Genomic DNA, 23,715 nt, shown 5'->3' on the forward strand with positions numbered 1-23,715 from the left:
GTACCCAATTTTTCCTATCACCTTCTGATTTGGGTTTAGCGTGGGCTAATTAGCAATGTCGGTATAAACCATGAATCATTCTTGCCATTCCCATACGGACATGGGCTTTGAAGTCGATCTGAAACAAGCACTTATCTGGGTTGCTCGAGCACTCGACTATGTCGGTGTTGATGATACGCACCATAGCCATCGTGTCGCTTACATCGCTTACCAATGTGCTCGGGTCATGAACTGGGAACCAGAAAAAGCGGAGTTTTGCTACTTCGCAGGGATGATCCACGATTGTGGGGTCTCCGAAACACAAGAACATAAAATGTTACTTGAGGAGTTGGTGCCACAAGATGTAAAAACACATTGCTTAAGAGGATACCGAAGCCTCAAGCAGTGTCGTTTGTTACGTCAGTTTGCTACACCTGTTCTTTACCACCATACACATTGGAGTGAACTAAAATATCTTGATTTACCGCCTTTTGAAAAAGAGGTCGCTGCCCTACTCTATTTAGCCGATCGTCTCGATTTTATGCGTTCCAAATACGTCATGAACTGCCACTGTGACATTGTCACACTTCATGAAGAACTAATTGCAGAATGCATCATGGCAAACGCTGGAACTTTGTTTAATCCAGACATGGCTAAGGCAATGGTTAAGCTCGTTATGACCGACGCATTTTGGTTCGCGATGGAGTCTGAAAATATAGAAACCATCGGATTAAACTTTAAAAGCATTGATTGGCTTCAAAAACAGCTCACCATCCAAGATATGAATAGTTTGGGAATGTTTATCGCTCGAATTGTTGACGCAAAAAGCCCATTTACTTATCAACATTCGCAAAAAGTGGCGGAGTTATCTCGGTATCTAGCCATCAAGCTTGGGTTCTGTGAGCACGACCAAGAGATGTTATTTATTGCTGGGTTGGTGCATGATATCGGAAAGTTAAAAACACCAGATGAGATTCTTCATAAAGAAGGCTCTCTTAATAAACAAGAGTATACGCGTATTAAACGCCATACAATTGATACTCAGCTCGCATTACACAAAGTGTTTCCCAACGCTAAAATAGCGGAGTGGGCCTCTAATCATCACGAGCGTTTGGACGGTTCTGGCTATCCTTATCATAAAACAGGAGACGAACTCGATGTACCTTCGCGTATTGTCGCGGTTGCCGATGTTTTTCAAGCTCTGTCTCAGGACCGTCCCTACCGAGGACGAATGGCGCAAGCACAAATCGCCGCGATTATGGGCGAGCAAGTCGCTAAACAAGAACTTTGTTCTGACGTCTATGCAGTGCTAGAGCGAAACATGACCGAGTGTTACGAGCTATCAACTAATGTTTAATCGACAAAGGGCGTATCTACGCCCTTTGCTGATTTTGTGCAGGTTGCAAACCAATCATTTTGCAATATCAAGTACATTGTCTCGCACACCATTGATTCTGAACCAACCTGCAATACTGAAACGCTCAGCATTGGTCGGTAAAACCTCATGCGGGAATTGCTCAGATAAGAATAAAAGTAAGCGTCCCGATTGAGGAGGGATGGTTGCTATCTTATTATCATTTAGATCTTAAACCACCAATTCACCTGCATCCTTTTCCGTCCAAGATTCGTTCATGTAAAAAACGGTTGTCAATCGACGGTTTTCATTGCCCTTAAAACAATCTAGATGCTTTTGGTAGAAATCCCCTTCCTCGTACTTGGCAAAGTGAGCTTCATACTCAAAAAGCCCCAGAAACAAGTGACGGTTCACTTCTTGGCGTATTTCTTCCATCTTATCTAAGTAAGAAGTAACCGCGTGCCCCATATTGGGCGATAACCATTGAATTTTGTCACTTCGAATTGACTCAATACGAGTCACATCGTCATTACGACCAATACGCGCTTTTTTCCAGTTACTTGGAATGCAGTCTCGTAATTGAGCCACTTCTTGTTCAGAAAGAAAATCATCCCAGATGTAGTAGCCATGGGTTGCTAACGCATCGATCATTTTATCCATTATTGTCGTTCACTCATATTAGTTGGGCGGTCTATATAAAAAATCTTCAACCTCACAACAAATGCGATTTTTTGTCGAAACGACAACAAAATAAAAAGAGAGCAAAAATAGGTGATGACGAATATAAAAATGCCGCTCATATGAGCGGCAATATCTTTTATTATTGACGAGCTTCTAATCTCGTTGGATGAACTCGCAACGGACTAAGACGTTTAATAGTCGGGCGTTGTTTGTTTTTTAACTGGATATGACAAAGTTCCAGAATTAAGCCGAATGCCATCGCAAAGTACACATAACCTTTGTTGATATGAATTTCGAAGCCTTCTGCCATCAATAAACCACCTAACAAAACGAGGAATAACAAAGCAAGTGTCTTAAAACCAGGGTAACACGACACCAGGTTATTTATTTTTTCGGCTGTCATGACCATCACGATAGCTGACGAAACAATCGCTGCGACCATAAGTGGGACATCACTTGTCAAACCAACGGCGGTTATCACCGAGTCCATCGAGAATACAGCATCCACGGCAACAATCTGCAACAGAACTACCGCTAAACCAGTACGGGCGTGAGTTGAGTGAGCAGACTCGTTGTGATTTAACCAACTCCACAACTCTTTCAGGCTTTTAGCCAAGAGGAATGCACCACCCGCAATCATGATGATGTCTCTTCCGGTAAACGATTGTTTCGCCAAAGAAAATAGTGGTTGAGTCAGTTGCATGATCCAAGAGATTGAAAACACTAAACCAATACGAGCAATAACAGCAAGACCAATACCAAGGTTTCTTGCCAGCTTACGTTGGTGCAGCGGCAGTCTTTCACATAAGACAGAGATAAAAACGACGTTATCAACGCCTAAGACAACTTCAAGCGCAAACAAAGTGGCGAAAATAGCCCAAGCTTCTGGTTGCATAAAAAGTTCTAGCATGAGCATGTCTCCAATAATAAGAAGACATATGGTGAAGGGTTTTGTCGACTAAAGGGGTCGTCCATTAATTATTTATACCTTTGTTACTGAGGGATCATGAGTAAATCACCAAACAATCAACAAAACAATATCTATTTTAATTAACAAGGAACAAGTTTAATTCGTGTACAAATCAATCAACTCCTCCAAATTGATTAAAATTACATAGAAGCTTTAGAATTGAATAAATGAAAGCATTAAAGTCCAACAAAACTAAGATAAATTTCTAGACTTATAAGCACCATCAACCCTTATGCAACCCATTAAATGCATTGAGCTCAAAGAGAAACAGGCGTGTTTCCGAGATAAACAATAGTAAAAATTTGTTTCATGCTGATATACTGCCAAAAATCATAAGAAACCATGCTATTTATGGACTACATTGCTCTTTCGCGTATAAGCCTTAAACATCTAACTGTTTTACATATGTTGTTAACCACTCACAGCGTCACACTTGCGGCAGAACGCTTGTGTGTAACACCATCGAGCGTCAGTAAAACGCTCGGACAGTTGCGCGAAACGCTAAAGGATGACCTTTTTTACCGTGATGGCACTCGCTTAGTGCCGACAGCATTTGCGCTGCATATAGGCCCATCAATCCATGGCATACTCTCCAGTATGAATGGATTATTACATCAAGGCTCTTTCAATCCGGCTTACTATCAAGGTAGTTTTTCATTAGCAATGCGTGAAAGTTCATTTGAGCTCTTTGCGCCAGTTCTACAGCACTTGTCCCAACAACTGAGCAACCACGCGCACTTGAATGTCCATGCGAAAGAGGAAATGAGCTTCGATGCATTAGCAAGAGGTCAAGTGGATTTTTTGTTGCTTCCTCACGATCTCAGCCAACCACCCACACAAAATAAAGACTTGGTCTGGAAAACCATTTTGAAAGACGAAATGGTTTGCTTAATGAGAGCATCGAACCCACTCGCTGAGCAACCCTTATCTGTTGAAAGTTACCTTTGTGCAAGACACATCGGTATTCATGATAAAGATCTGTCACAACCTTATTTTGAGCAAAATCTCACCCAAAGGCATTCAAAGCGAAACTTGGCCATGCGTGTAGCCGACTTTGGTTCAGCTGCGGTGATGTGTCAGCACTCGGATTACTTGTTCACATGCTCCAAGCTTTGGGCAAGAGCGGCAATGCAAGCAAAAGGTTTGGTTGAACAAGCTCTTCCATTCGATTACGGACAGGTAGCCTACAGCCTCGTTTGGAACAAAGCGAGCTTAAACGATCCCGCTTTAAAATGGTTGCAGCAACAATTACTCGACGCCTGCGCCATGTTAGATGCCTGTGATGCGTAAGCATAGATAAACAACGGTACTACGTGAGTACTGTCGGCACTGTGATAGGGTTACTCACGTAGCATCGAAGCTCTGATTTTAAGCGTTCGATATCATGATGAGAGCACATATCCCAAGTTAACGCCTCCCCCACTACTCCGTGATGCTGAAAGGCATTTAAACGTATAATCACCGATTCAGGAAGAGTACTCAAGTAACGTCCAATTGCTACGATTTCTATATCTAAATCACTTTTTTGGGGAATATGCAGTAAGCGGACCTCGTACAATTTTTCGTGCTCAACAAGGTACTGAAGGGTTTTAAATACACGATGATTATCACGCCCAGTTAGCCACTGATGCGTCTCCGTCTGCCACGCTTTCAAATCGATCATTGCGCCATCCAGAAAAGGTAGAATACGCTGCCAACCAGCAACCGCTAAAGAACCGTTACTGTCGATGAAACAAGAGAGGTGCCGTAATTCAGGATCTTGTTTTATCCCTTTAAACAGCTCAATAATGAAAGGAAGTTGTAAGGTAGATTCCCCACCGGATACAGTAACACCACTGATGAAAAAGCGATGTTTGCGTATCAAATCGAGCATTGTTACTACAGAGTAGTCAGTAATTTTTGGATTAGATTGGTTCTGACATATCTCTATACAATGATCGCAGTGGGTGCACTCCTCTTTAAGCCAAACAACGTTGTTGTTTTCGTCGAACTTCAATGCGCCTGCTGAACATTCACTCACACACTCACCACAATGATTACAATGGTTTATCGTGTGAGGATTGTGGCAGTTCAAACACTGATAGTTACAACCCTGTAGAAAGATGACTAGACGATTTCCTGGCCCATCAACACAAGAGAAAGGAAGGATACGAGTGACTTTTGCCAAAAGGCTTCCACTTCGTCTAGACATCTTGTTCTTTCCTAAACCGAACTTATGCCTGCGTGTAAGTCGGTGTTACTTCATGACTCACCACACGTGGCGAGCGTTCTAAAATTTTGGTATTTTTTGCTGCTTCTACACCTAGAAACGTCGTGTTGGTTCTCGAACCTTCTTTATCATATTTCGCGACGTCTGAAAGTTTGATCATGTAGCCTGTCACGCGAATTAAGTCATTTGAAGTGACATTCGCGGTAAACTCACGATAACCAGCATTTAGTGCCCCTTTACATAAATTGAACATCGCTTCTGGGTTAGATTTCACCGTTTCATCAATCGTCAAAATATCGCTGATACCCGCACGATAATACTGATGATGCTTCGCCGTTGCTTGTACATAAGTGACAGGGTCTGGCTCTGCACCATAAGGCAGACGTACACCTGGCGTAACATCATGATCTAAGCTAATGCCGCCTTGTGCATGTAAGAGCGCTTTGCCATCTAAACCATATTTCACCGGGGTTGAGTCCACCAGTTTAGCCAGTGTTGCTGAAACATCATGAGCAAAAGTATTTGCTCGATCATTTTTTCCGTATCGCCCTATTTGCCCTTCTTTTTCAAATAGAAGGATTACCGCTTCGGCCATGCCGTAAACGCCATACATTGGCGCGAAATAGGACTCTTTTATCAACCCTTCTTGCGTCAAAAAGCCTTGAAAGAAGTTCGATTTTTCATGCAAGTGCGTACTTCTTGCGTTTATGAGCTCGACCATTAATCGATGGTAAGAAGGCAACGCACTGTTTAAGAAGTCGTTACAGTCTGATGCTCGTTTTGCAACTTCTTTTAAATTCATTCGCACCAATGTGTTCGAGCCACCTGCTAATGGAAGCGAGTTGTAGCAACTTACAATACCAAAGCGTGAGCCGTTGTAGGCTTTCGCGTGCATTGGGTAATTGGCAATATGCGGTTTACTGCATTCACAAATGTTCTGTGTCGCTTGACGAAGTAAATCATCAGGTGTAACTGTCTCGTCGTACATAAAGGTGAGATTCGGTGCGATCTGCTTGAGCTCCGCATCTACTTTTAAAACAGTGCGACAAATAATGTTGTCTGTCGGTCCGACATTCACATGCATAAACGCATCTGGCAATGTGCGATCCAGCATGATCCAAAAATGTTTTAACTTTTTGTAAATCTGGCTCTCTGTTAGGTCGCCTATGTAAGGCAACAAGACATCATCTAACTGGCCTAAGTAAACCGGAATGTTCGTTACCGAAGGAACATGATGGTAAATGATGGTCAGCATGTTCAACGCATCATCGAAATCATCAGCCGGAGACAACTCTAAATAGTCTGAGCCTTGCGATAGAAATTTAGCGTAATCAGGCAACACATAGCGAGGTTTAAACGGTGCATGACCTTCAAACATATCGCAGATGATGCCTTCATCCATTGCTTGTCTCAGTGATGGAGATACGGTCATGTAAGGAATGCACGCTTCCGCCTCTAAAGCTAAAAAACTCGACTTCTGTTTTGGAGAAAGACGGACGTCGGTCGCGATATCTAGAAAACGTTGTTGTAGTTTAGAAAGGCTTGTCATCTAAGATATTCCTACAAAGTAACCACAAGCCCACAAGACAAAATACGAGCTCTACCCCTAAAGAGTAACGTGATTTTACTCCTGCTTGGCTGTTGCCACTAATGAAAATAAACAAAACGTCTATTTCCATTCTGGAAATAAGACAAAGCTAAATTAGCGCATTCCAACTTACTATATGGGAAAACCTAACTGCGTACCGAAGTCTGTCTTATTTATCGGTTTGCCGTCGACAACATCACGCCTGCACCAATAAATACTCCCCCAGTCAAACGATTAAACAACTTCGCCCTTCCAGCGACAAACAACCAATCGGAGGCTTTTACCCCTAACAATGCATAAAATGTTAGCCAGCTAAGCTCAAAAACCACAAATGTAGACGCGAAAATCGCGTATTGAGACAGTAGCGGTGCGGAAGGTTCTATGAATTGAGGAAACAAAGCGGTGAAAAAGACTATCGCTTTGGGATTACTAGCGCCAACAATGAAACCACTAGTGAACGCGCTAAACGCTGTCGCGGAACTTTGAGTCGTTGCCGTTTTATTAAAATCTGTCTGAGATGAGCGCAACGCTTGAATACCTAACCAGATTAAATAAGCGGCGCCACACCATTTGATAATATTAAAAACTAACTCAGATGAAGCAATGACAACTCCCAGCCCGGTAAATGAGAGCGTAAGGATGATCGTAATCGCAGACAAACTGCCAAGTGCAGTCATGAAAGCAATACGAAACCCACTACTCACTCCTTTACTTAAACACAACAGTGAGCTTGGTCCTGGTGAAGCTGTGAGCACGAGAATAGCAAGAGTGTAAAAAATCCATGTATCTATTTGCATTGGCATCCCTTCCAGCAAAATGAGGTTTATAGCCCATTGTGTATAGAACTATTTTATCGCCCGGTTTCTATCCATGAAGCCGAGGTCTTAATAACCATCTTGCATCTAAACAACTTAGAAAAAATTAATAGATAGTTATGCAAATAAAATACGATCTACATGCAAGGATGTAAAGCCTGTTGTATAAGCTTATCTATTTCTCTTAATCATAAAAAGGCTTAGGATCGATCTCTAACGATGAAGGTGCTATCGCTCTTTCAATTTTGTACGCACTCGTTTTTAAATCCACCATCGTGACATCAATGTATCGTTTATAATTGCGGGAGTAGAAACATTTCACTTCTGGCTTTAATGCTTGAGATTCATTTGAAGACCAAACAATACCAACACGCCCATCGTTCAACTCGACAATAGAGCCTACGGGGTACATCCCAATGCAATTAATGAATTTGTAAACTAAGTCGGCGTCTAAATGAAATGGCGTTAGACTCAACAAGATTTTAAACGCTTCGGCAGAACTCATGCCTTTTTTGTAACAACGATCAGCCGTTAGCGCATCGTAGATATCTACAATACAGCTCATACGGCCGTGAATTGGAATCTCCTCCCCCTTCAAGCCTCTAGGATAACCATTGCCATCTAACTTCTCGTGGTGCATCAAACAAACATCACGGCTTACGTCACTAAGTCCTTTTACGTGAAGGATAATCTCACCTGCGAACACTTGATGTAGCTTCATATGTTCAAATTCTTCAGGCGTTAGCTTCGCTGGCTTGTGCAAGATCTTATCATCGACTTTAATTTTACCTACATCATGAATAATGCCACCTACAGCAAGCTGTTTTAGCGTTGGCTTATCCAAGCCCAAGTACTTACCGAATGACACTAAAAGACAAGCGACATTGACGGAGTGTTCCAATAAGTAAGAGTCTTTTTTTCGGAGTGCAGAGACACACTGCAACGCATCTGAGTCAATCAAAACACTTTCAATGACATCGTCAGCCCAAGCTTCTACTTCATCAACTTCAATGATTTTTCCTTCAAAAGTTTGATTCAATAGTTTCTGCGCCAAATCTTTTGCTTCGGCGATCAGCTTTTTGGCTCGCTTGTGTTGGATGTCTCTCGAACGATAAGTTCGTTGACCCCTCTTAAAATCTGAGTGTTTCTGCTCTCTCGTCTCTTTAGTGGCATCAGTTGATTCATCTACAGGCTTGAAGACACACTGCTGCGAAGATAATGTTTGATCTACCCAAACATACTTTACGCCACTTGTAGCAAGCTTCTTAATGCCTTCAGGGCTAGATATCCGCCCTGCATTGGCTAAATTGACGCGCTTGTTGTGCTCTATCGCGGTAACAAACATACCAACGCCGATATCAGCGAGCGCAATTTTGATTGAATTTTTCGGATCGTACTGCATATAAAGAAGGCTTACTCGATATTAACGTCCGCATTATAAGAGATTTGATTACTTGGCGTGATAATAAATTTGAATTGATTATAATTAATGAGCATCCTGTCAATTAATAATCGGTCGCGCTCATTAAGTCCTTTTTGTTATTATGGTTTTATCCAAGATAACATATATACAAATGACGTTAGAAAACAGCACATTGATACCGACACAACTGAAAATAACTTTAGGATAATTATTCATAAATATTTATAGATTGCGGACGGCATCAATAACTGTATTTTATAAATGATTTTTACTGTTGACTATTTTTTATAAATGTCGATGATTAGCCGCCTAATCTTAGTATGTTATTAACCTAGTAGCGCATAAAATGATAGCCAAACAATTTGAACTGACACTTTTGTGATTGTAATGTACGCCAGCAGATCCACTCTATGTTATCAACCCCAACACTCATCTCTGATGCTAAAAGGCTCGAGGAGGAAATATCTTGACCACCATATTTGACCAACAAGTCTCAGATAGTGACCGAGAGTTCCTAAAAATCGTCGAAGAACGATTCATTCATATCTTCGATGTATTTAACGAAGGCCTCTTTTACATGGATGAGTTTGGCACCATGGTATTTTATAACAAGGGCTTTTATGAGCAGCTTGGTATCAACGCTGGTCGAATCAGCTTAGAGCAATGGTTAGACCTTGTTCACCCTCTCGATCGAGAAAGACTCTCCACTCGGGTCGATGCTCACATCATTACCAACAACACGAGGGTCACAACGACCTACCGCGTGCGTAAACCCAATGGACAGTACGTCTGGATTGAAGGCGTAGCCATGACCAAAGAAACAGAACATGGTCATTATATGGTTGGTAGCCACCGTGATATTTCTGAACGCAAGCTGATGGAAAGCTACATTCATCAAGTCGCATTTCATGACAATGCGTCAGGTATGGCTAATCGCGCCCATCTCTTGCTGGATATTGAAGATAGTGTGCGAGCCACCGATTCTTGTGCATCTATCTGTTACATTCAGATAGAAGAGATTAAATCTTACTTAAATCAATATGGCAGCGAGTTGGTCGATGGGTTAGTGGAAAAATTGCTACAAACTCTCAGTCACCTACCTTCTCCAAATAGTTCTGTATATCGCGTACATGATGATGACTTTGCGATTTTGATTCACGATGAATGCTCGGTAGAAACGCTGCAAAGTTATGCCGAAAGTTTAAAGGAAACCTACCACGAGGCAGTGATTGAAGAGGGCCAATACTTAGGAAGTAACATTAGTATTGGTTTGTATCCTTGCATAGATCCAAGTCACTCAGCAGAGGAAATATTACGTAAAGCAGCACGAACTTGTCAGTACGCAAGCGAGCAGAATAAAGACCGTGTTGCGGTTTACAGTGAGAAAACTCAGCATGCCGTAGACCGTTATTTCTTTATTGAACAAGGTCTAAAAAGTGCACTAGAAAAACAGACATTAAGCGTTAAGTTTCAGCCAATTATTGACGCCAAAAGCTCAAAAGTGGTGAGCTTCGAATCTCTGGTTCGCTGGCGTAGCAAAGAGTTTGGCGAAATTTATCCAGACGAATTCATCCCCGTCGCAGAGAACAAAGGTTTGATTGTCGAACTCGGATATCAAGTCTTTGCCAAAGCGTGTGAATTTATCAAAAACTACCGTGAGCGTTACCAAAACCAAGTTCGTGTCAACGTGAATGTTTCTGTACTTCAGTTAATGAATAGTGAATTCCCTGCGCGAATTAAAGCCATGGCGGATGAGGTTGGTGTCGATCCTGAGTCTATTGTGTTGGAACTAACAGAAACGTTTATTTTGGATAATAATCAGACAGCCATTGCCCCTCTGAATACCCTCAGGGAACTAGGATTTGCACTCTCTCTGGATGACTTTGGATCGGGTTACAGTTCATTAAATAGCTTCTTCGACCTCCCGATGACACAAATCAAAATAGATAGGTCGATGGCGTGGAAAACACTAACCAACCGCTCTTCACAAGAATATCTGAAGTTTCTTATCACTATGTGCCAGGAAAATAGTATTGAAGTAGTGATTGAGGGAATTGAAGACGCCAAAATGTGTGAATTTTTTACCGAAATGGGCGTCGATTATCTGCAAGGTTATTGGTTCTCTAAGCCACTGTCTGTTGCCAGTGCAAGCCGCTATTCGTTGAGTTAAGCATACTAGAGCAATATTCCGCACGGCCACGTTAAACATGCTGAACTATTCACTATAGATTTCAGACACTAACTGGCCGTGACGAAAACAAAGCTTAATGCCCCCTAATTAACGTAGGCGTTCAAACACCACACTCTGATCTAAATGTTCGTGATACTGAGTGTAATCTAAGCCCACATCAAAGATATATTGGGTCACCAGGTTTCTAACGCACTCTATTAATTGGCTTGCTTGCCATGGTTTTTCAAAGTAGCGGTCAATGCCTGCGGAGTTGATCGCATTAATCGTATCGGTGTGCGTCGCTTGCCCGGTAAGAAGCACTTTCCTCGTAAAGCCAAAACGACCGTCTTTTGATACATCGGTCAGCAGTTCTACTCCCGTTTTACCTGGCATCACATGATCGGAAATAATCAATGCGATCATCTCGCCTTCTGCATCAAATTCATCCATCAGTTCTAGAGCCTCACCTGCTGATTCGCAGTCTTCGACATTCAACCATTGATTTAACGGCTCTAAATCTTGTAGAACCGCGCTTAGTACCTCTCGTTGGTCATCAACGCAAATTACATTAAGCTTCTCCATGTTCACCCTCTACTGGTAACTTGATTCTAAAAATCGTTTTTTCACTGTCGCTCTTTACCACAATAGAGCCGTTATATCCGGCGATAATGCGCTTCACAATCGACAGACCTAACCCTAAACCAAACGACAATCCCCCCTTTTTAGTGGTGAAGTTTGGCCGGAAAATTTTTCTACGTGTCGCTTCATCAATTTCTGGTCCGTTGTTAGCAATCGTGACCAAAATTTTACCCTTACTCTCCCGAGTATGTATTTCGATACCGGGTTTCTCCGTTTCACCAAGTGCATCGCACGCATTCTTTAAGATATTTACCCAAACTTGGACGAGTTCGGTTTGAGAACCAATAAAAGCAGGTAAATCCGCAGGGCTAAAACGAACACTCACTCGTCTTAAGTCACTTTGCAATAGAGCCAAGGCGCGATTGATTGAATCATTGATGTTAATCGCTTCATCCAAGTCGATATCCGTGCGCCCCAATTGTTTTACGGATCGCACAATGCCAACGGTATGTTTAGAAGCGATGCGTAAGTCATGGAGATCTCGCCCCATTTGCCAGAAACGTATCGCTTCTTCTGGTCTTTTTAGCCAATGTTCTGAAAGGAAGTTATTTGGAACGGCACGTGCAAGATCACGAGCAACCTCCTTGGTTAAACCGTAGTATTTTTCGAAGTGACGCCCCCGCTTTCTCGCTTCGCTAGAAGAGACTTTCTGCCCTTGCATTAAACCAAAATCAAAAAATTGACTCGCTTCCGGATGAACTTCTTCAAGCAGTTCCATGATAACTGTCTCTAGCCGTTCTGATTTACTGCTTACAACGCCTATCGCATTGTTCAACTCATGAGCAATACCCGCTGCAAGCTGCCCCAACGTTGTCATTTGCTCTGCGGTATGAAGCTTTTGTAGCGCTTTTTCTTTAGCTAATGCCTCTTGCATTGCACGCCGTTGACGACGAGATAATTCGTTAACCATCACAGGCATAAATTGTGTCGTCAATGGTCCGTATGTCGCTTCTTCCACGGCAGGCGTATCACGCTGTATCCAAGCCAATTCAACATCGGTTTGAGCAATCACTGTCGAAGAGGCAGTCCACGTACCAGAAAAGAAACTATGTACGCCAATAAACGCACCTTGAGACGCAGAAAATACCTGAATCGGTTTCTTGTCATCTTCCGCGTAATAGCCCGCCAGTTCTCCCGACAGCACATAGTACAAGCGATCATTGTAGCCAGCTTGCTCAATAAGCACCGACCCGGATAAAACCGTTAATCGGCGTTCAAGGTGATTAAAGTAGCGTTGTACTAACGCGTCTAACTTCGTTTCGTACATGGGTTATCCAATATGCCCAACAGTATGTAAAATCCACACCATCACAAAGCTGAGTAATACGCCAATCACGCCTAGCACGGCACCGATACGAGCCATTTGGCCGCTCTCGACATGCCCTGTTGCATGAGCTAACGCGTTTGGTGGCGTACTGATTGGTAACGACATACCGAGTGAAGCAGCAAATGTCACGACTAAGATCAGAGTAACTTCACCGCCGAGAGGCGTTAACGAAGCCATAGAGGTACCTAACGCAGCCATAATCGGCATCAGCAAGTTTGCGGTGGCAGTATGCGACATAAAGTTTGCCATTAACAAGCACAAGAAAGCCGCACCAAACAAGACAACATATGGCGAGAACTGATCAAACGGAATGCTGTGTACCACCAGCTTCGCAAGCCCGGTTTTATCTAGAGCAAGGCCCAGAGCAATACCGCCTGACACCAACCAAAGCACATCCCAAGAGATTTTCTTCAAGTCTTCTTTGTTGATGATGCCCGTCAATGAGAACACTGCCACCGGAATCAATGCTACTGTGTAAGAATTCATTCCATGTGCAGAACCCATCAACCAAAGAATAATCGTGCCGGCAAAGGTGACGTAAACCATTATTGCTTTGGGTGTTTTCAAAAACTTGCTTTTAATGTTCAGATCGATGGTGGTTTGTTCGGCTTTATACAAAAAGCCAATCAGAAACCAGGCTAACGCCATCATCACAATAACGAATGGCACACCAAATACCATCCATTCACCAAACGTAATTAAGTTGTCACCAACCAAATATTTTAGGGCGATGGCATTCGGTGGCGTGCCGATTGGAGTACCAATGCCACCAATGTTGGCTGCAACAGGAATACACAAGGCGAATGCAATTCGACCTGGGTCTTTAGGCCCGAAAACCGCTATCACAGGGGTTAAAATGGACAACATCATCGCTGTTGTTGCGGTGTTTGACATAAACATAGAAAAAACAGCGGTGATCAGCATCAACCCCAGCATAACGAACTTTGGTTTTTGTCCAAATGGTTTGAGTAACACTCGGGCTAAGTTGACATCTAACCTGTACTTTGTCGCCGCCATAGCCAAAAAGAAACCGCCGAGGAAGAGCATGATAATCGGACTAGCGAAGGTCGCCATTATCTCGTTGTATTGTAATAGCTCACCAAAATGTGGCTGCCCTTCTTGCAAACGAAAGAGCACAATACCTTTATTTGATACAAGCAATAGCTCTAGGACAATGATCACAACCGAAGTGGCGTAGATTGGAATTGGCTCGAATACCCAGCAAAGTGCGGCAAGCAAGAAGATTGCAATCACTCTTTGCTGGACGATAGTAATGCCATCAAATGGGAACGCAGAGAGAGGCATCAACCAAACAAGCAATGGTATCAATGTTGGAACAACGTATTTGAGATAAGGGCGCATAGTACTACTTCTCTTCCTGAGATGGTTAGCCAGACACATTTGGCGTTTGGAACGCTATTACCCGCCGCAAAACCAAAACTTTCAGACTGTTTTTAAGCCTTCAGAGACGAAATGCGGTAATGGTGTTCCAGAGAAGATTATGTACACTGTTTTCAAACAAAACGTTGGTGCGAGATCAATGAACTCGTTTTCACATTGGAAAACATTTTATATCTGTGTTCAAGCTCACTAAATGCTCACTATTTAAGTTAAATATACTTTTCCATCATAAAGTTAGTTAAGGTTTCTCCCCTAACCTCAACACGTTGTCGAGACTTAACTGTGAAACCCATTTTCTCGTAAAAAGGTCGGGCGGTAATACTCACTTCAGAATACAGTCGTTTTATCCCCTGTACTTTCGCCTGTGAAAAAAGAAAAGACATCAAATCACGACCAACACCTTGTCCTTGGTATTCATGATGGCAAAAGAAATGATCAATCAAGCCGTCACCTTGCAAATCACAATAGCCAACGACCTGCCCTTCTATCTCCGCGACGTATGGTTGAATATCGTCCATTTTTCGTTGCCACACATCGAGGTCAAAATCTGATGGTGCCCAAGCGGAAACTTGTGATTCCGTATAATCGCGACGATTAATGATTCGCACAGTATGGTAAAAGAGTGCCCACAGTGTTGGGGCATCCTCGGTGCGATAACAGCGTATTGAGAGCATCAATTTCCTCATTCCTATTCAATAAATACTAAGCATTAACGCAAAGTGATACTAGTGAACTCATCATTTTCAATGCCAATCACTAAAGGCTTCCCAATCTGATCACTGTTCATCAATACGGTAGTATTCAGCTCACGGCTTGATCTGCGTATATTGCTTTTTCTTATGATATGAATATTCACAATATAATCGGAATACTCCTTTGTGATTCCGCCGGAAAATTCTACGTGCTCACTTTCATTGTCTCGGACAACATGAAATTTTCGATTGGCTTGAATATCAGTACTGATGGAGGAATCACCATAGTTCAGCACAACGGACGTTGGTTCGCTATCTTGATTGGCAAAACAGCCAAATGCGAACATGCTTAATGCGAGTATACTTTTTGATTTAAACATTAATTATTCTATTTCTAGTTATTTTTCTGCTATTTGCATGACCAAACAGCACTTGTTCTGTGAGCGCCTATTGTGCCATAGCTGAACGCTGACTCTAAACGCGCAAAAAGATGAGCGATGAAAATTCCGCCCAAAACAAGCAAATGTGAGACAATGTGAGGGTCCCAAACTCACTCAATCAGTCAAAATCCACTGTAAACCTCTGTTTTTTAATGCTTTTAATTCATGTGGTCGTGTAAGGAATACATACAACCTCTTACTTTTTCATACGCAACTAGACGAATCGTTCGAGAAATACGGCATCGTCTATGCCACATGTTACAAATCGGCTTACCTTATTATTACGTATGAACTGGAATTATGGCACTAACTTCCCTCTCTCTTTTAATAAGGAGAGGATTTCAACAATCAGGCTTGCCACGTTTTTATAGCTAAAATCAGTAGAGCGTTACCAACATCGGTTGGTCTAGGAGCAATAAATGAAAGACCTTCTCAACTTTACTCACCTTGTAAAAATTGGGTTCATGTCAATCGCGGTTATGCTGGGTGGATGCACTCAAGGAGATTGGCGTACTGCTAGCAGAGAACCTGCGGGTATCGCACCCGACCCTTCTAATGTTAAGCATGCTGTGATTGAGTTTTACGCCGCAGATGCGTTTGGTTGGCGAGGCTGGTTTGCTGTTCATACATGGTTTGCAATAAAGCCTGAAAATGCGAACGAATATACAGTGTATGAAGTAGTCGGCTGGAGAGTGAATCGCGGACAACCCGCTCTATATCAGTACCAAACTGGGACGCCAGATCGATATTGGTATGGTGCAAAACCAGAAAAGATCCTCTCCATACAAGGTGAAAAGGCCCGCCAGCTTATCCCTAAAATACAAAGTGTTATTAACCAATACCCTTGGGCTGAAGAATATACGCTGTTTCCAGGGCCAAATAGCAATACATTTCCGGCTTGGGTGGGTAAACAAATTCCAGAGTTAGAGCTAAACTTGCCGTTTCGCGCAATTGGTAGCGGTTACGCCAGCGATTAACAGCAAAGGTTAGTCACTGGCTCGTTTTATGTTCAGCATAAAGCGCAATATCTATTGTGCGTCGTCACCCAACTCCGTTCTATTTCTTCCATTATGTTTCGCTTTATACAGTGCATTATCGGCGTCTTTCATTACCGCTTCAATTGGTGTGTCATTGCCTTTCCAGTGAGAAACGCCCAACGAAACCGTGACCTTACCAACCACCTGAAAGTCATGTTGTTCCACGTTGTGTCTAATACGCTCTGCAACATCCATAGCGTGGTTTACGTCTGTTTTTTCCAAAAACATCATAAACTCTTCACCGCCAGAACGACACAGGTGATCATTAGAGCGAGCTTGGTCTTTCATTAACTGCGCAAACTCTCTAAGTAAGTTGTCACCCACGTCATGGCCATAGTTATCGTTTACGCTCTTAAAGTGGTCAATATCTAGCGCCAAAACAGAGAACGCGGTATTTTCCTGCTTAAACAAACCAAGAACTTTATCTAATCCACGTCGATTCAATAATCCAGTCATCGAATCTGTTAATGTATCCAGTTGCAGCTTATCAATGGTTTTTGACACGATACCAAATGCTTTAAGAAAACTAAGCTTCAAATGTGAGACCTCAAAATACCAAGACTTAACCAGTTTGAGGTCATCGATAGATGATGAATGTTCTTCGACACCTCGCACAGCACCAGCTAACTGCCAAAGTGGTCTAGAAATAAGAAGGGACAAGAACCAAATTAGTAACAAAGTTAATAAACCAATTGGAATCGACTTAAGGAAAACATTCCACATCTGTTCATCTAGCACAGATAACGTCATCGATTTCGGGCGCTGAGCAACAATTCCCCATCCTGATGACTTTACTGGTGCATAACCAGCAAGCATTTCGACGCCGCGAGAGTTAACAATTTCTTTGTTACCGCTCTGCCCCATCGTCACCGCTTTGATTGCCTCATTATCGTCGATTACTTCACCAACTCTCGACTGATCTGGGTGATAAATCAGAGTGTTACTCTCATCGACAACGTAAAGGAAAGAACCATCTTTGTATGCGTGCTGGCTGAGTAACTCTGCAAGAATATTTTCTTTTTCTAGATAAATAGTGCCGCCGATATAACCTAAATATTCATTAGATTGAGAAAATATAGGGTATGAGATGGTTAACAAGTAATTTCCAGCTGGCGATATAAATGGTTCAGTAACAACCGGTGCTTGAGCGTTTAAAGACTGGCGTTTTCTTTCACCCACTAACCTTACACCTTTCACCTGAAGTGTTTCAGGGGATACAGAAATAATAACCCCTTTTGCATTAACGACAACCACAGAGTTAAATGATTTGGTTTGCGTTCTTAATCTCTCAGCCTCTTTATCAAGAAGCTGAGCGTCATGCATCTTGTCTTTTAGCACGTTCGCACTGTATTTTAGCTGCGACATTGAGCTTTCTATGAAAGAGTCTGTCATTTCAGACATTTTTTGGGCGTAAACACGGTTTGATTCTAACGTGTTATTGATGATGAGATCCCTTTGAACACGATAAATCGAGTAGAATGCGTTGATCAAAGTGACAAGCACACTGAACACACATAGGGTGACAATAAGATTTCTAAGATTGAGTTTTTCTTTTCTTCTAAAAGACATTGCCAATGGCCAACTTTGAAGGCTTTCTATATAAATGAGCGTATAGGTTATATGAAATTGATTTGATTTTCAGGTAGTAAGTTGGGATCAATGTTAATATTTGCTCACATTAAAGAACACTTTATGAGCTAAAAAGAGAATTCAGTAGCACGATAAAGAACCGTGCTACTTTCATATTTGGCGTTTAAGAGGGTTTTGTCTCTGTCATCGTTTTTAATATATCCACAACTAGCTGATGATCATCTAACTGCGGTAAACCCGATACCGTCACAACCCCAACCAAACCAGACCCAGAAAGCCGAATTGGGAACGCGCCACCATGAGCACAGTACTCACGAGCATCGAGATGAGGCTGATTTTCGAAATCACGTTGCTTTTGCTTGTTGTACAGAGAAAGATAATAAGAGCTGTGGCCATACCTTAATACTGAGTTTCGCTTCCTACGGACCCAATCTACATGATCAGCACAGGTTCCTGCCATCGCGTATTGAAATAGCGTTTGTCCAAAGCCGTAAACCTCAATAGCAACAGCCGCGCCGCGAGCTTCAGCCTCTTCTTTTAGAGCAAGGCCGATAGACCACGCAATATGGTGATTAAATTCCGCCAACTGAAGTTCATGCTCTTGCTGGGCCACGAGTTCAAGCGTCAAACTCATGGTTTCACCTGAATCGTTTTACCCGTTTTACTGCTTTCCAATGCCATCTCAATCAGAGCGATATTCTGTACTGCTTGAGCGGCAGGAACCGGGTTATCAGTGCCCAAACGAATGGCGTCTGCCACACCAACAAAGTAAGCTTGGTACGCGCCTCTCTCCGTTTTGATAGTTTGCGCACCGTCTTCGTCGTAACGGACGCCGTATAACGCCTCATCTTCTTCCGACCAAGCATCGTTTTCCGGCAAACGGCCTTCTTTTAAGTAGCCCTCTTGAGGATCTAATCCAAACTTTTCATATTTAGCTTCCGTGCCCAATACTTTGTAGCGGAGATTCGGCTCTGGGCTATACAAGTTTGAATGCAAGTGCACAATATGCTCAGGGTAATAAAGTATCAAGTTGTAATAATCAATCGTTGTCGCACCCGGGCGCATCATTCGACATTGTGCGTCTATCGCATCTGGCAAGCCAAACAACACCAATGCTTGATCGAGAAGATGAGGAGCAAGGTCGAATAGAATACCACCACCATCTTGAGCTAGCTCTCGCCAGCGTTGACGAACTTCAGGGCGGTAACGGTCAAAGTGTGACTCGAATAGCTTTATATCACCTAACTTACCTTGTTCGATAAGAGATTTAACCGTGAGAAAATCTCCATCCCAACGTCTATTGTGAAAAACGCTCAGCACCAGACCTTTCTCTTCCGCCAAGGCGATAAGTTCATTACCGTCTTCTATACGAGTAACAAACGGTTTCTCGACGATGACGTGTTTCCCATTGTTCAACGCACGCTTTGCAAGTTCGTAATGTACGTCATTTGGCGCAGTAATGATTACGAGCTCTACATCACTATCATCGAGTAGAGTATTCGCATCAGAAAACCACTTAGCATCTGGCCAATCATTTTGAACCGCCTCCTGTTGACGCGAGCTTATCGCGCTCAGCGTTAAATTTGGTAGCGCTTTAATGAAGGGTAAATGAAACGTTTTTGCTGAATATCCGTAACCAATCACAGCGGTTTTTACGGGATCGTAAGCCATTCTAAGATTCCTTATTTCGGTGACACAACAATACATTCAATATCATTGTGATCGAGGAGTTGTTGAAAATCTGATTGAGGGGGATGATCGGTAATAATGATGTCGATCTTTGACAAATCACATACGTGGTGGAAATTGTCGCTACCAATTTTTCGGGATTCACAAACGACGATGACCTGCTGAGCTTGAGCAATCATCGCTTGTTTCAATGTTGCTTCTAACAAACTATTTGTTGTCAGCCCTCGGGATGACAATGCACACACGCCAATGAACGCTTTGTTCACGTGATAATGCTGCATTTGCTGCTCTGCTTGCGCCCCTAAAACTGCTCTGGCATAAGGGTCAAAGTGTCCGCCTAAGAAATGAACGTCCATTGTGTCGTTTGTCTCAGCAGCGGTCAGCACATCAATGCTGTTAGTGACAACGTTGAGCTTGTTTTCTCCACAACGCGCTTTTCCTGCATAGAGTGGGAGCAGAGACAAAATGGTGCTGGTATCAATAACAAGATGGTCGCGCTCATCCAACAACGCTGCGGCAGCTTGAGCTAGTCGATGTTTAACGTCACTCACGGGTCGACTCGCGTATGCCTCGGTATGGGAAGAGATCGGCGCAAGCATGACACCACCTCGTATTCTTTGTAACCCAGGTTGCTGACTCAACTTAACTAAGTCTCGGCGAGCTGAATCTCGCGAGATACCAAAGTACTCACAAACTTCAGACAACGTTACTTTGTTTTGCTGCTCCAGCTTCGCTCTGAGTGCTACGAGTCTTTCTTCTTGTGTCATAACTTAAATTCACTTAAGTGGTTTTAAGCAAACTTGCCACAATAATAGAAAAATTACCAACAAAACCACTTACAACCAACTCAATTGACCAAAGGTTAACCAAAGATAAATGAGCAGCAAGGCAAAACTTCCTAGGACGGTACGTTCACTCAAGCCCACATAGTTAGGCGTATGAAGTTTATTTATACCCATTTAAAACAACTGGCTCATCTAGCCCTAACTGCACTCTATTTCTTTTAATAAGCGCTTTTGGTAGTGGAATAAACCCAGCATTTCGTACCTGTTGTGTATTGTGGTCGGTTGTAAGGAGTTCAAATAGCTTTGATTTTTTGATCTTCTGATTAGTGTCGAATTGTTTATTTATATAAACGTAATAGACCACGGAAAATGGATAGCGAAGAGAATAGATGCAATCTGTGCTCAAAGAGCATGAGTCATCATTATGATGAACAGAGAGAGCCTTGTAGCTCGACCACTGTTCTGAGTATTTAAAATCGGAGTATCGCATATAAGCTTTGGCTGACAAGTCGTCGCTTAAAGCCCGTTTCAATCGGTCTTCATCAAGCATTTGAATCGATGATTGACAACCATTAGAGCTCACATCTGGGTTACTTAAACGCATCTCCCCGAAAGCATACGTATTTGCATCACAGCGTTTCAATTCACTAACGGAAAAACTATCTACCGTACTCTTTTGACTATTGATTACGACAATAGCGTTTGCCATTAAAAACAAACGTGTAGGCCTGTGGCCTCTTTCTCGTTGAAATCGGGAGATGTTTTCATCTGACCATTTCTTAAATGTGATCGCAATAGAGGTTCCGTCATTTAGCATGTCGTTAAAACCACCAGACTGAGATGCAAGCGCTACATTTACATTTGGCTCATCTATCAATGTTTCTATCGTTTCTAGTATCTCTGGCTCGACAAAAATCGATGTTCGAGCCTCAGAGTCAGAAAATGCCAGCGGTGAAATCAAACATGAAGTTAGAGCAAGGAAAGGCAAGACTTTAATTTTCATAATTCAGCTCCAACTTCGAATTAGGTGTCAACTCGCTGTCCGAACTAAATATAGTCCACGCTTGTTCAGTACTTTCAGCTTTCGTGTTTACAACAGCAATTGTGCGCCTTTCCCGTTTTTTTAGTTGTACCGTCAATGCCGTATTCTGATAAAACTCTTGCTCTTCAATTCGATTATCTTGAATGCCGTTTCTCACTAGCAATTCTCGTATAGCTGCCGTCCTTTTCTTTGCCAACGCTTTGTTGTATTCGAGTGACGCTTCAGGGCTTGTGTCTCCTATCAGTATGACTTGCGCATTTGGGTTACTCTGAAGCAGTGCTTTCAACTCGCTTAGCGGCATATCATGAGATGGCGTTACCTGATGCTCATCCATCGCAAAGAAAAAGCTGATCAGGTGCGTCTGCGAGTCGTTGACCCAATTCGCACAGCCTTCACTGTCAACAACGACACCTTTTGGCGTATCTGCGCAGTTATCTCGTTGGTTTATCACGCCATCACTATCATTGTCTTTAAGGTCGTTGTACTGGTAAGTGGTCAACGTCGTATTCGGTGATTCAGCACAGCCTGCTAACATAAAAACTAGAAGACTCGTCACTGCGAATTTATCCATTATTGTTCTCCTTCCAGTTCTCTGGATACTCAACTCGCAACGCATAAGTCAGAATCCCCATCGAGTTGAATAAACGGTAAGTGGCAACCAAATGATCGTACTTTGTTCGGGTATAGTTCCGTCTCGCAACAAACGTTTCAACTTTGGCATCTAATACATCTAACAAACTGCGTCGCCCTACATTGAACTGCTGGATGTACCCTAATTCAGTTACTTTCGCCGCATCAACGTTGACTTTTAAAAACTCCATTTGCTGTTGAAGCAATGTATGTGCGTCCCATGCCAGCCTTACACCTTCATTCGCATCTAGTTCTGCATTTGCTCGAATAGCCCTCGCCTCCTCTACTCTCCAGGCGGATGACTCCACTCGGGAGTCTGTAGAAAAGCCGTTAAAAAGATCGTAGTTGACCGTCAGCATAACCTTTGCATCTTCGTTAATGCCTTCAATATTATCCACGTTGTCTGTTTTGTTGGCTGACAGCTCAAGCTTGAGCTCTGGGTAGTAATCCCCCTTTTCTCTTTTTACTTCATGTCGAGCCGCCTCTAAATCTTTCATCGCCGACTGTATGGATGGGTGCAACCTAACCGCTTGTTTAAGTGCTTCGTCAAGCTTATTCGGAAGCAATTCCTGCGGGTAAACAGGCTCAACTAAGTTTTGCGGCGCTCGACCAACTAAACGTACAAATCTTGTTCTAGCATCGGAAAGATTGTTTTGGGCGGCAATCAATGAGGACTGTGTTGTCGCGACACGCGAAGAAACCTGTGCTAAATCGGAGTTGCTGGTTAAACCTTTTTCTTTTTTATCTAGAATGAAACGGTAGATCTCTTGGTGTTCACTTAGGTTTCTTTCTGTCAGTTTCATCAACTCTCGGGCATGTAAAACGTCCACATACGCTCTGACAGTATCTAATGCGACATTTTCCGCAGATGCCAATAAGCCCAAGCGTTCAGCTTCAGCCTCGTAAGATAAGCGATCAACGTCAGCACTTGTTTTAAATCCATCAAATAACAGTTGGGAGATTCTTACGCCCATCTCCGTTCTTTCTAATGTTCTATCTTCACTGTCGATGTAGTTTCCGTTGTTATATCGAGTACCTTCGTACCCTGCTGCTGCATACAAATTAACCTGAGGAAGAAATGAACCATTTATGGCATTTCGGTCTCGTACCGTCGACTCATAGCGAGAATAGCGAGCAAGCAAACTTGGGGAGCTATCGAGAGATAACGTAACTGACTCTTCTAAAGTCAAAGCGTTTGGCGACGATGATACTGCAAACAAGACCAATAACGTTGATTTAAGCCGCATCTTATAT

21 protein-coding genes and 1 pseudogene are annotated in these 23,715 nt (G+C 42.7%); 4 read left to right on the forward strand and 18 right to left on the reverse strand.

Annotated elements, in window-relative coordinates:
* The first annotated feature begins 70 nt into the window (after positions 1-70).
* Positions 71-1,336, forward strand: a complete 1,266-nt coding sequence (locus R8N49_RS06110) for an HD domain-containing phosphohydrolase (RefSeq protein WP_025766702.1) — start codon at positions 71-73, stop codon at positions 1,334-1,336.
* 54 nt (positions 1,337-1,390) lie between these two features.
* Here the strand turns inward: R8N49_RS06110 and R8N49_RS06115 are convergent.
* Positions 1,391-1,993: pseudogene (locus R8N49_RS06115) on the reverse strand (2OG-Fe(II) oxygenase).
* 160 nt (positions 1,994-2,153) lie between these two features.
* A complete protein-coding gene (locus tag R8N49_RS06120; RefSeq protein ID WP_042522881.1) occupies positions 2,154-2,924 on the reverse strand; it encodes a TerC family protein in 771 nt (256 codons plus the stop codon).
* A 411-nt stretch (positions 2,925-3,335) separates the two neighbouring features.
* Here R8N49_RS06120 and R8N49_RS06125 point away from each other — a divergent pair, with 411 nt between their 5' ends.
* Complete coding sequence (locus tag R8N49_RS06125; protein WP_005377737.1) at positions 3,336-4,274, forward strand: LysR family transcriptional regulator; 939 nt, start codon at positions 3,336-3,338, stop codon at positions 4,272-4,274.
* 19 nt (positions 4,275-4,293) lie between these two features.
* Here the strand turns inward: R8N49_RS06125 and R8N49_RS06130 are convergent, their stop codons facing one another.
* The 4 genes from R8N49_RS06130 to R8N49_RS06145 all read right to left on the reverse strand — a co-directional run bounded on the left by R8N49_RS06130 (position 4,294) and on the right by R8N49_RS06145 (position 8,998).
* Entirely contained in the window at positions 4,294-5,175 is an 882-nt protein-coding gene (locus R8N49_RS06130) for a YjjW family glycine radical enzyme activase (RefSeq protein WP_031778972.1), read from the reverse strand.
* Positions 5,176-5,197: 22 nt separating this feature from the next.
* Positions 5,198-6,742 carry a YjjI family glycine radical enzyme gene (locus R8N49_RS06135; RefSeq protein WP_258489216.1) on the reverse strand — a complete coding sequence of 515 codons (1,545 nt, stop codon included), beginning with the start codon at positions 6,740-6,742 and terminating at the stop codon, positions 5,198-5,200.
* Positions 6,743-6,954: 212 nt separating this feature from the next.
* Positions 6,955-7,578 carry a LysE family translocator gene (locus tag R8N49_RS06140; RefSeq protein ID WP_025766704.1) on the reverse strand — a complete coding sequence of 208 codons (624 nt, stop codon included), beginning with the start codon at positions 7,576-7,578 and terminating at the stop codon, positions 6,955-6,957.
* A 202-nt stretch (positions 7,579-7,780) separates the two neighbouring features.
* Positions 7,781-8,998, reverse strand: coding sequence for an HD-GYP domain-containing protein (locus tag R8N49_RS06145; RefSeq protein WP_258489214.1), 1,218 nt, complete (start codon positions 8,996-8,998; stop codon positions 7,781-7,783).
* 487 nt (positions 8,999-9,485) lie between these two features.
* Here R8N49_RS06145 and R8N49_RS06150 point away from each other — a divergent pair, with 487 nt between their 5' ends.
* Positions 9,486-11,189, forward strand: a complete 1,704-nt coding sequence (locus R8N49_RS06150) for a putative bifunctional diguanylate cyclase/phosphodiesterase (protein ID WP_005389107.1) — start codon at positions 9,486-9,488, stop codon at positions 11,187-11,189.
* A gap of 108 nt (positions 11,190-11,297) precedes the next feature.
* Here R8N49_RS06150 and R8N49_RS06155 read toward each other — a convergent pair whose 3' ends face one another.
* The 5 genes from R8N49_RS06155 to R8N49_RS06175 form a co-directional block, all read right to left on the reverse strand.
* Positions 11,298-11,771, reverse strand: a complete 474-nt coding sequence (locus tag R8N49_RS06155; RefSeq protein WP_005377744.1) for a response regulator — start codon at positions 11,769-11,771, stop codon at positions 11,298-11,300.
* Complete coding sequence (locus R8N49_RS06160) at positions 11,758-13,095, reverse strand: ATP-binding protein (protein ID WP_005389108.1); 1,338 nt, start codon at positions 13,093-13,095, stop codon at positions 11,758-11,760. The genes R8N49_RS06155 and R8N49_RS06160 overlap by 14 nt, the downstream gene beginning before the upstream one ends.
* A gap of 3 nt (positions 13,096-13,098) precedes the next feature.
* Positions 13,099-14,517: an SLC13 family permease gene (locus tag R8N49_RS06165; protein WP_017634015.1), complete on the reverse strand. Its 1,419-nt coding sequence runs from the start codon at positions 14,515-14,517 to the stop codon at positions 13,099-13,101.
* A 248-nt stretch (positions 14,518-14,765) separates the two neighbouring features.
* Positions 14,766-15,230 (reverse strand): GNAT family N-acetyltransferase, encoded by a 465-nt coding sequence (locus tag R8N49_RS06170; protein WP_017820619.1) that lies wholly within the window; start codon positions 15,228-15,230, stop codon positions 14,766-14,768.
* Between the two features lie 35 nt (positions 15,231-15,265).
* A complete protein-coding gene (locus R8N49_RS06175; protein ID WP_017634013.1) occupies positions 15,266-15,628 on the reverse strand; it encodes a hypothetical protein in 363 nt (120 codons plus the stop codon).
* 479 nt (positions 15,629-16,107) lie between these two features.
* Here R8N49_RS06175 and R8N49_RS06180 point away from each other — a divergent pair, with 479 nt between their 5' ends.
* Positions 16,108-16,665, forward strand: coding sequence for a DUF3750 domain-containing protein (locus R8N49_RS06180; RefSeq protein ID WP_054574115.1), 558 nt, complete (start codon positions 16,108-16,110; stop codon positions 16,663-16,665).
* A 51-nt stretch (positions 16,666-16,716) separates the two neighbouring features.
* Here R8N49_RS06180 and R8N49_RS06185 read toward each other — a convergent pair whose 3' ends face one another.
* From R8N49_RS06185 to R8N49_RS06215, 7 genes are all read right to left on the reverse strand, one after another.
* Positions 16,717-18,294 carry a sensor domain-containing diguanylate cyclase gene (locus R8N49_RS06185; RefSeq protein ID WP_005389121.1) on the reverse strand — a complete coding sequence of 526 codons (1,578 nt, stop codon included), beginning with the start codon at positions 18,292-18,294 and terminating at the stop codon, positions 16,717-16,719.
* Between the two features lie 184 nt (positions 18,295-18,478).
* Complete coding sequence (locus R8N49_RS06190) at positions 18,479-18,949, reverse strand: heme-degrading domain-containing protein (protein ID WP_238970318.1); 471 nt, start codon at positions 18,947-18,949, stop codon at positions 18,479-18,481.
* Positions 18,946-19,986 carry an oxidoreductase gene (locus R8N49_RS06195; RefSeq protein ID WP_213907236.1) on the reverse strand — a complete coding sequence of 347 codons (1,041 nt, stop codon included), beginning with the start codon at positions 19,984-19,986 and terminating at the stop codon, positions 18,946-18,948. Before R8N49_RS06195 ends, R8N49_RS06190 begins: the two co-directional genes overlap by 4 nt.
* Before the next feature lie 11 nt (positions 19,987-19,997).
* Positions 19,998-20,771, reverse strand: a complete 774-nt coding sequence (locus tag R8N49_RS06200; protein ID WP_226083633.1) for a DeoR/GlpR family DNA-binding transcription regulator — start codon at positions 20,769-20,771, stop codon at positions 19,998-20,000.
* 178 nt (positions 20,772-20,949) lie between these two features.
* A complete protein-coding gene (locus R8N49_RS06205) occupies positions 20,950-21,792 on the reverse strand; it encodes a phosphate ABC transporter substrate-binding protein (protein WP_258489211.1) in 843 nt (280 codons plus the stop codon).
* Positions 21,782-22,402 carry an OmpA family protein gene (locus tag R8N49_RS06210; RefSeq protein WP_053303115.1) on the reverse strand — a complete coding sequence of 207 codons (621 nt, stop codon included), beginning with the start codon at positions 22,400-22,402 and terminating at the stop codon, positions 21,782-21,784. Before R8N49_RS06210 ends, R8N49_RS06205 begins: the two co-directional genes overlap by 11 nt.
* Positions 22,395-23,708, reverse strand: a complete 1,314-nt coding sequence (locus R8N49_RS06215) for a TolC family outer membrane protein (protein WP_318189880.1) — start codon at positions 23,706-23,708, stop codon at positions 22,395-22,397. Before R8N49_RS06215 ends, R8N49_RS06210 begins: the two co-directional genes overlap by 8 nt.
* Positions 23,709-23,715: the final 7 nt, after the last annotated feature.

This window comes from Vibrio sp. 1978 (genome assembly GCF_033344345.1).

Excerpts from the sequence above, each read along its gene's own strand:
- R8N49_RS06110 (WP_025766702.1), top strand. The coding sequence starts at position 71 with ATGAATCATTCTTGCCATTCCCATACGGACATGGGCTTTGAAGTCGAT.
- R8N49_RS06120 (WP_042522881.1), bottom strand. The coding sequence starts at position 2,924 with ATGCTAGAACTTTTTATGCAACCAGAAGCTTGGGCTATTTTCGCCACT.
- R8N49_RS06125 (WP_005377737.1), top strand. The coding sequence starts at position 3,336 with ATGGACTACATTGCTCTTTCGCGTATAAGCCTTAAACATCTAACTGTT.
- R8N49_RS06130 (WP_031778972.1), bottom strand. The coding sequence starts at position 5,175 with ATGTCTAGACGAAGTGGAAGCCTTTTGGCAAAAGTCACTCGTATCCTT.
- R8N49_RS06135 (WP_258489216.1), bottom strand. The coding sequence starts at position 6,742 with ATGACAAGCCTTTCTAAACTACAACAACGTTTTCTAGATATCGCGACC.
- R8N49_RS06140 (WP_025766704.1), bottom strand. The coding sequence starts at position 7,578 with ATGCAAATAGATACATGGATTTTTTACACTCTTGCTATTCTCGTGCTC.
- R8N49_RS06145 (WP_258489214.1), bottom strand. The coding sequence starts at position 8,998 with ATGCAGTACGATCCGAAAAATTCAATCAAAATTGCGCTCGCTGATATC.
- R8N49_RS06155 (WP_005377744.1), bottom strand. The coding sequence starts at position 11,771 with ATGGAGAAGCTTAATGTAATTTGCGTTGATGACCAACGAGAGGTACTA.
- R8N49_RS06160 (WP_005389108.1), bottom strand. The coding sequence starts at position 13,095 with ATGTACGAAACGAAGTTAGACGCGTTAGTACAACGCTACTTTAATCAC.
- R8N49_RS06165 (WP_017634015.1), bottom strand. The coding sequence starts at position 14,517 with ATGCGCCCTTATCTCAAATACGTTGTTCCAACATTGATACCATTGCTT.
- R8N49_RS06170 (WP_017820619.1), bottom strand. The coding sequence starts at position 15,230 with ATGCTCTCAATACGCTGTTATCGCACCGAGGATGCCCCAACACTGTGG.
- R8N49_RS06175 (WP_017634013.1), bottom strand. The coding sequence starts at position 15,628 with ATGTTTAAATCAAAAAGTATACTCGCATTAAGCATGTTCGCATTTGGC.
- R8N49_RS06180 (WP_054574115.1), top strand. The coding sequence starts at position 16,108 with ATGAAAGACCTTCTCAACTTTACTCACCTTGTAAAAATTGGGTTCATG.
- R8N49_RS06185 (WP_005389121.1), bottom strand. The coding sequence starts at position 18,294 with ATGTCTTTTAGAAGAAAAGAAAAACTCAATCTTAGAAATCTTATTGTC.
- R8N49_RS06190 (WP_238970318.1), bottom strand. The coding sequence starts at position 18,949 with ATGAGTTTGACGCTTGAACTCGTGGCCCAGCAAGAGCATGAACTTCAG.
- R8N49_RS06195 (WP_213907236.1), bottom strand. The coding sequence starts at position 19,986 with ATGGCTTACGATCCCGTAAAAACCGCTGTGATTGGTTACGGATATTCA.
- R8N49_RS06200 (WP_226083633.1), bottom strand. The coding sequence starts at position 20,771 with ATGACACAAGAAGAAAGACTCGTAGCACTCAGAGCGAAGCTGGAGCAG.
- R8N49_RS06205 (WP_258489211.1), bottom strand. The coding sequence starts at position 21,792 with ATGAAAATTAAAGTCTTGCCTTTCCTTGCTCTAACTTCATGTTTGATT.
- R8N49_RS06210 (WP_053303115.1), bottom strand. The coding sequence starts at position 22,402 with ATGGATAAATTCGCAGTGACGAGTCTTCTAGTTTTTATGTTAGCAGGC.
- R8N49_RS06215 (WP_318189880.1), bottom strand. The coding sequence starts at position 23,708 with ATGCGGCTTAAATCAACGTTATTGGTCTTGTTTGCAGTATCATCGTCG.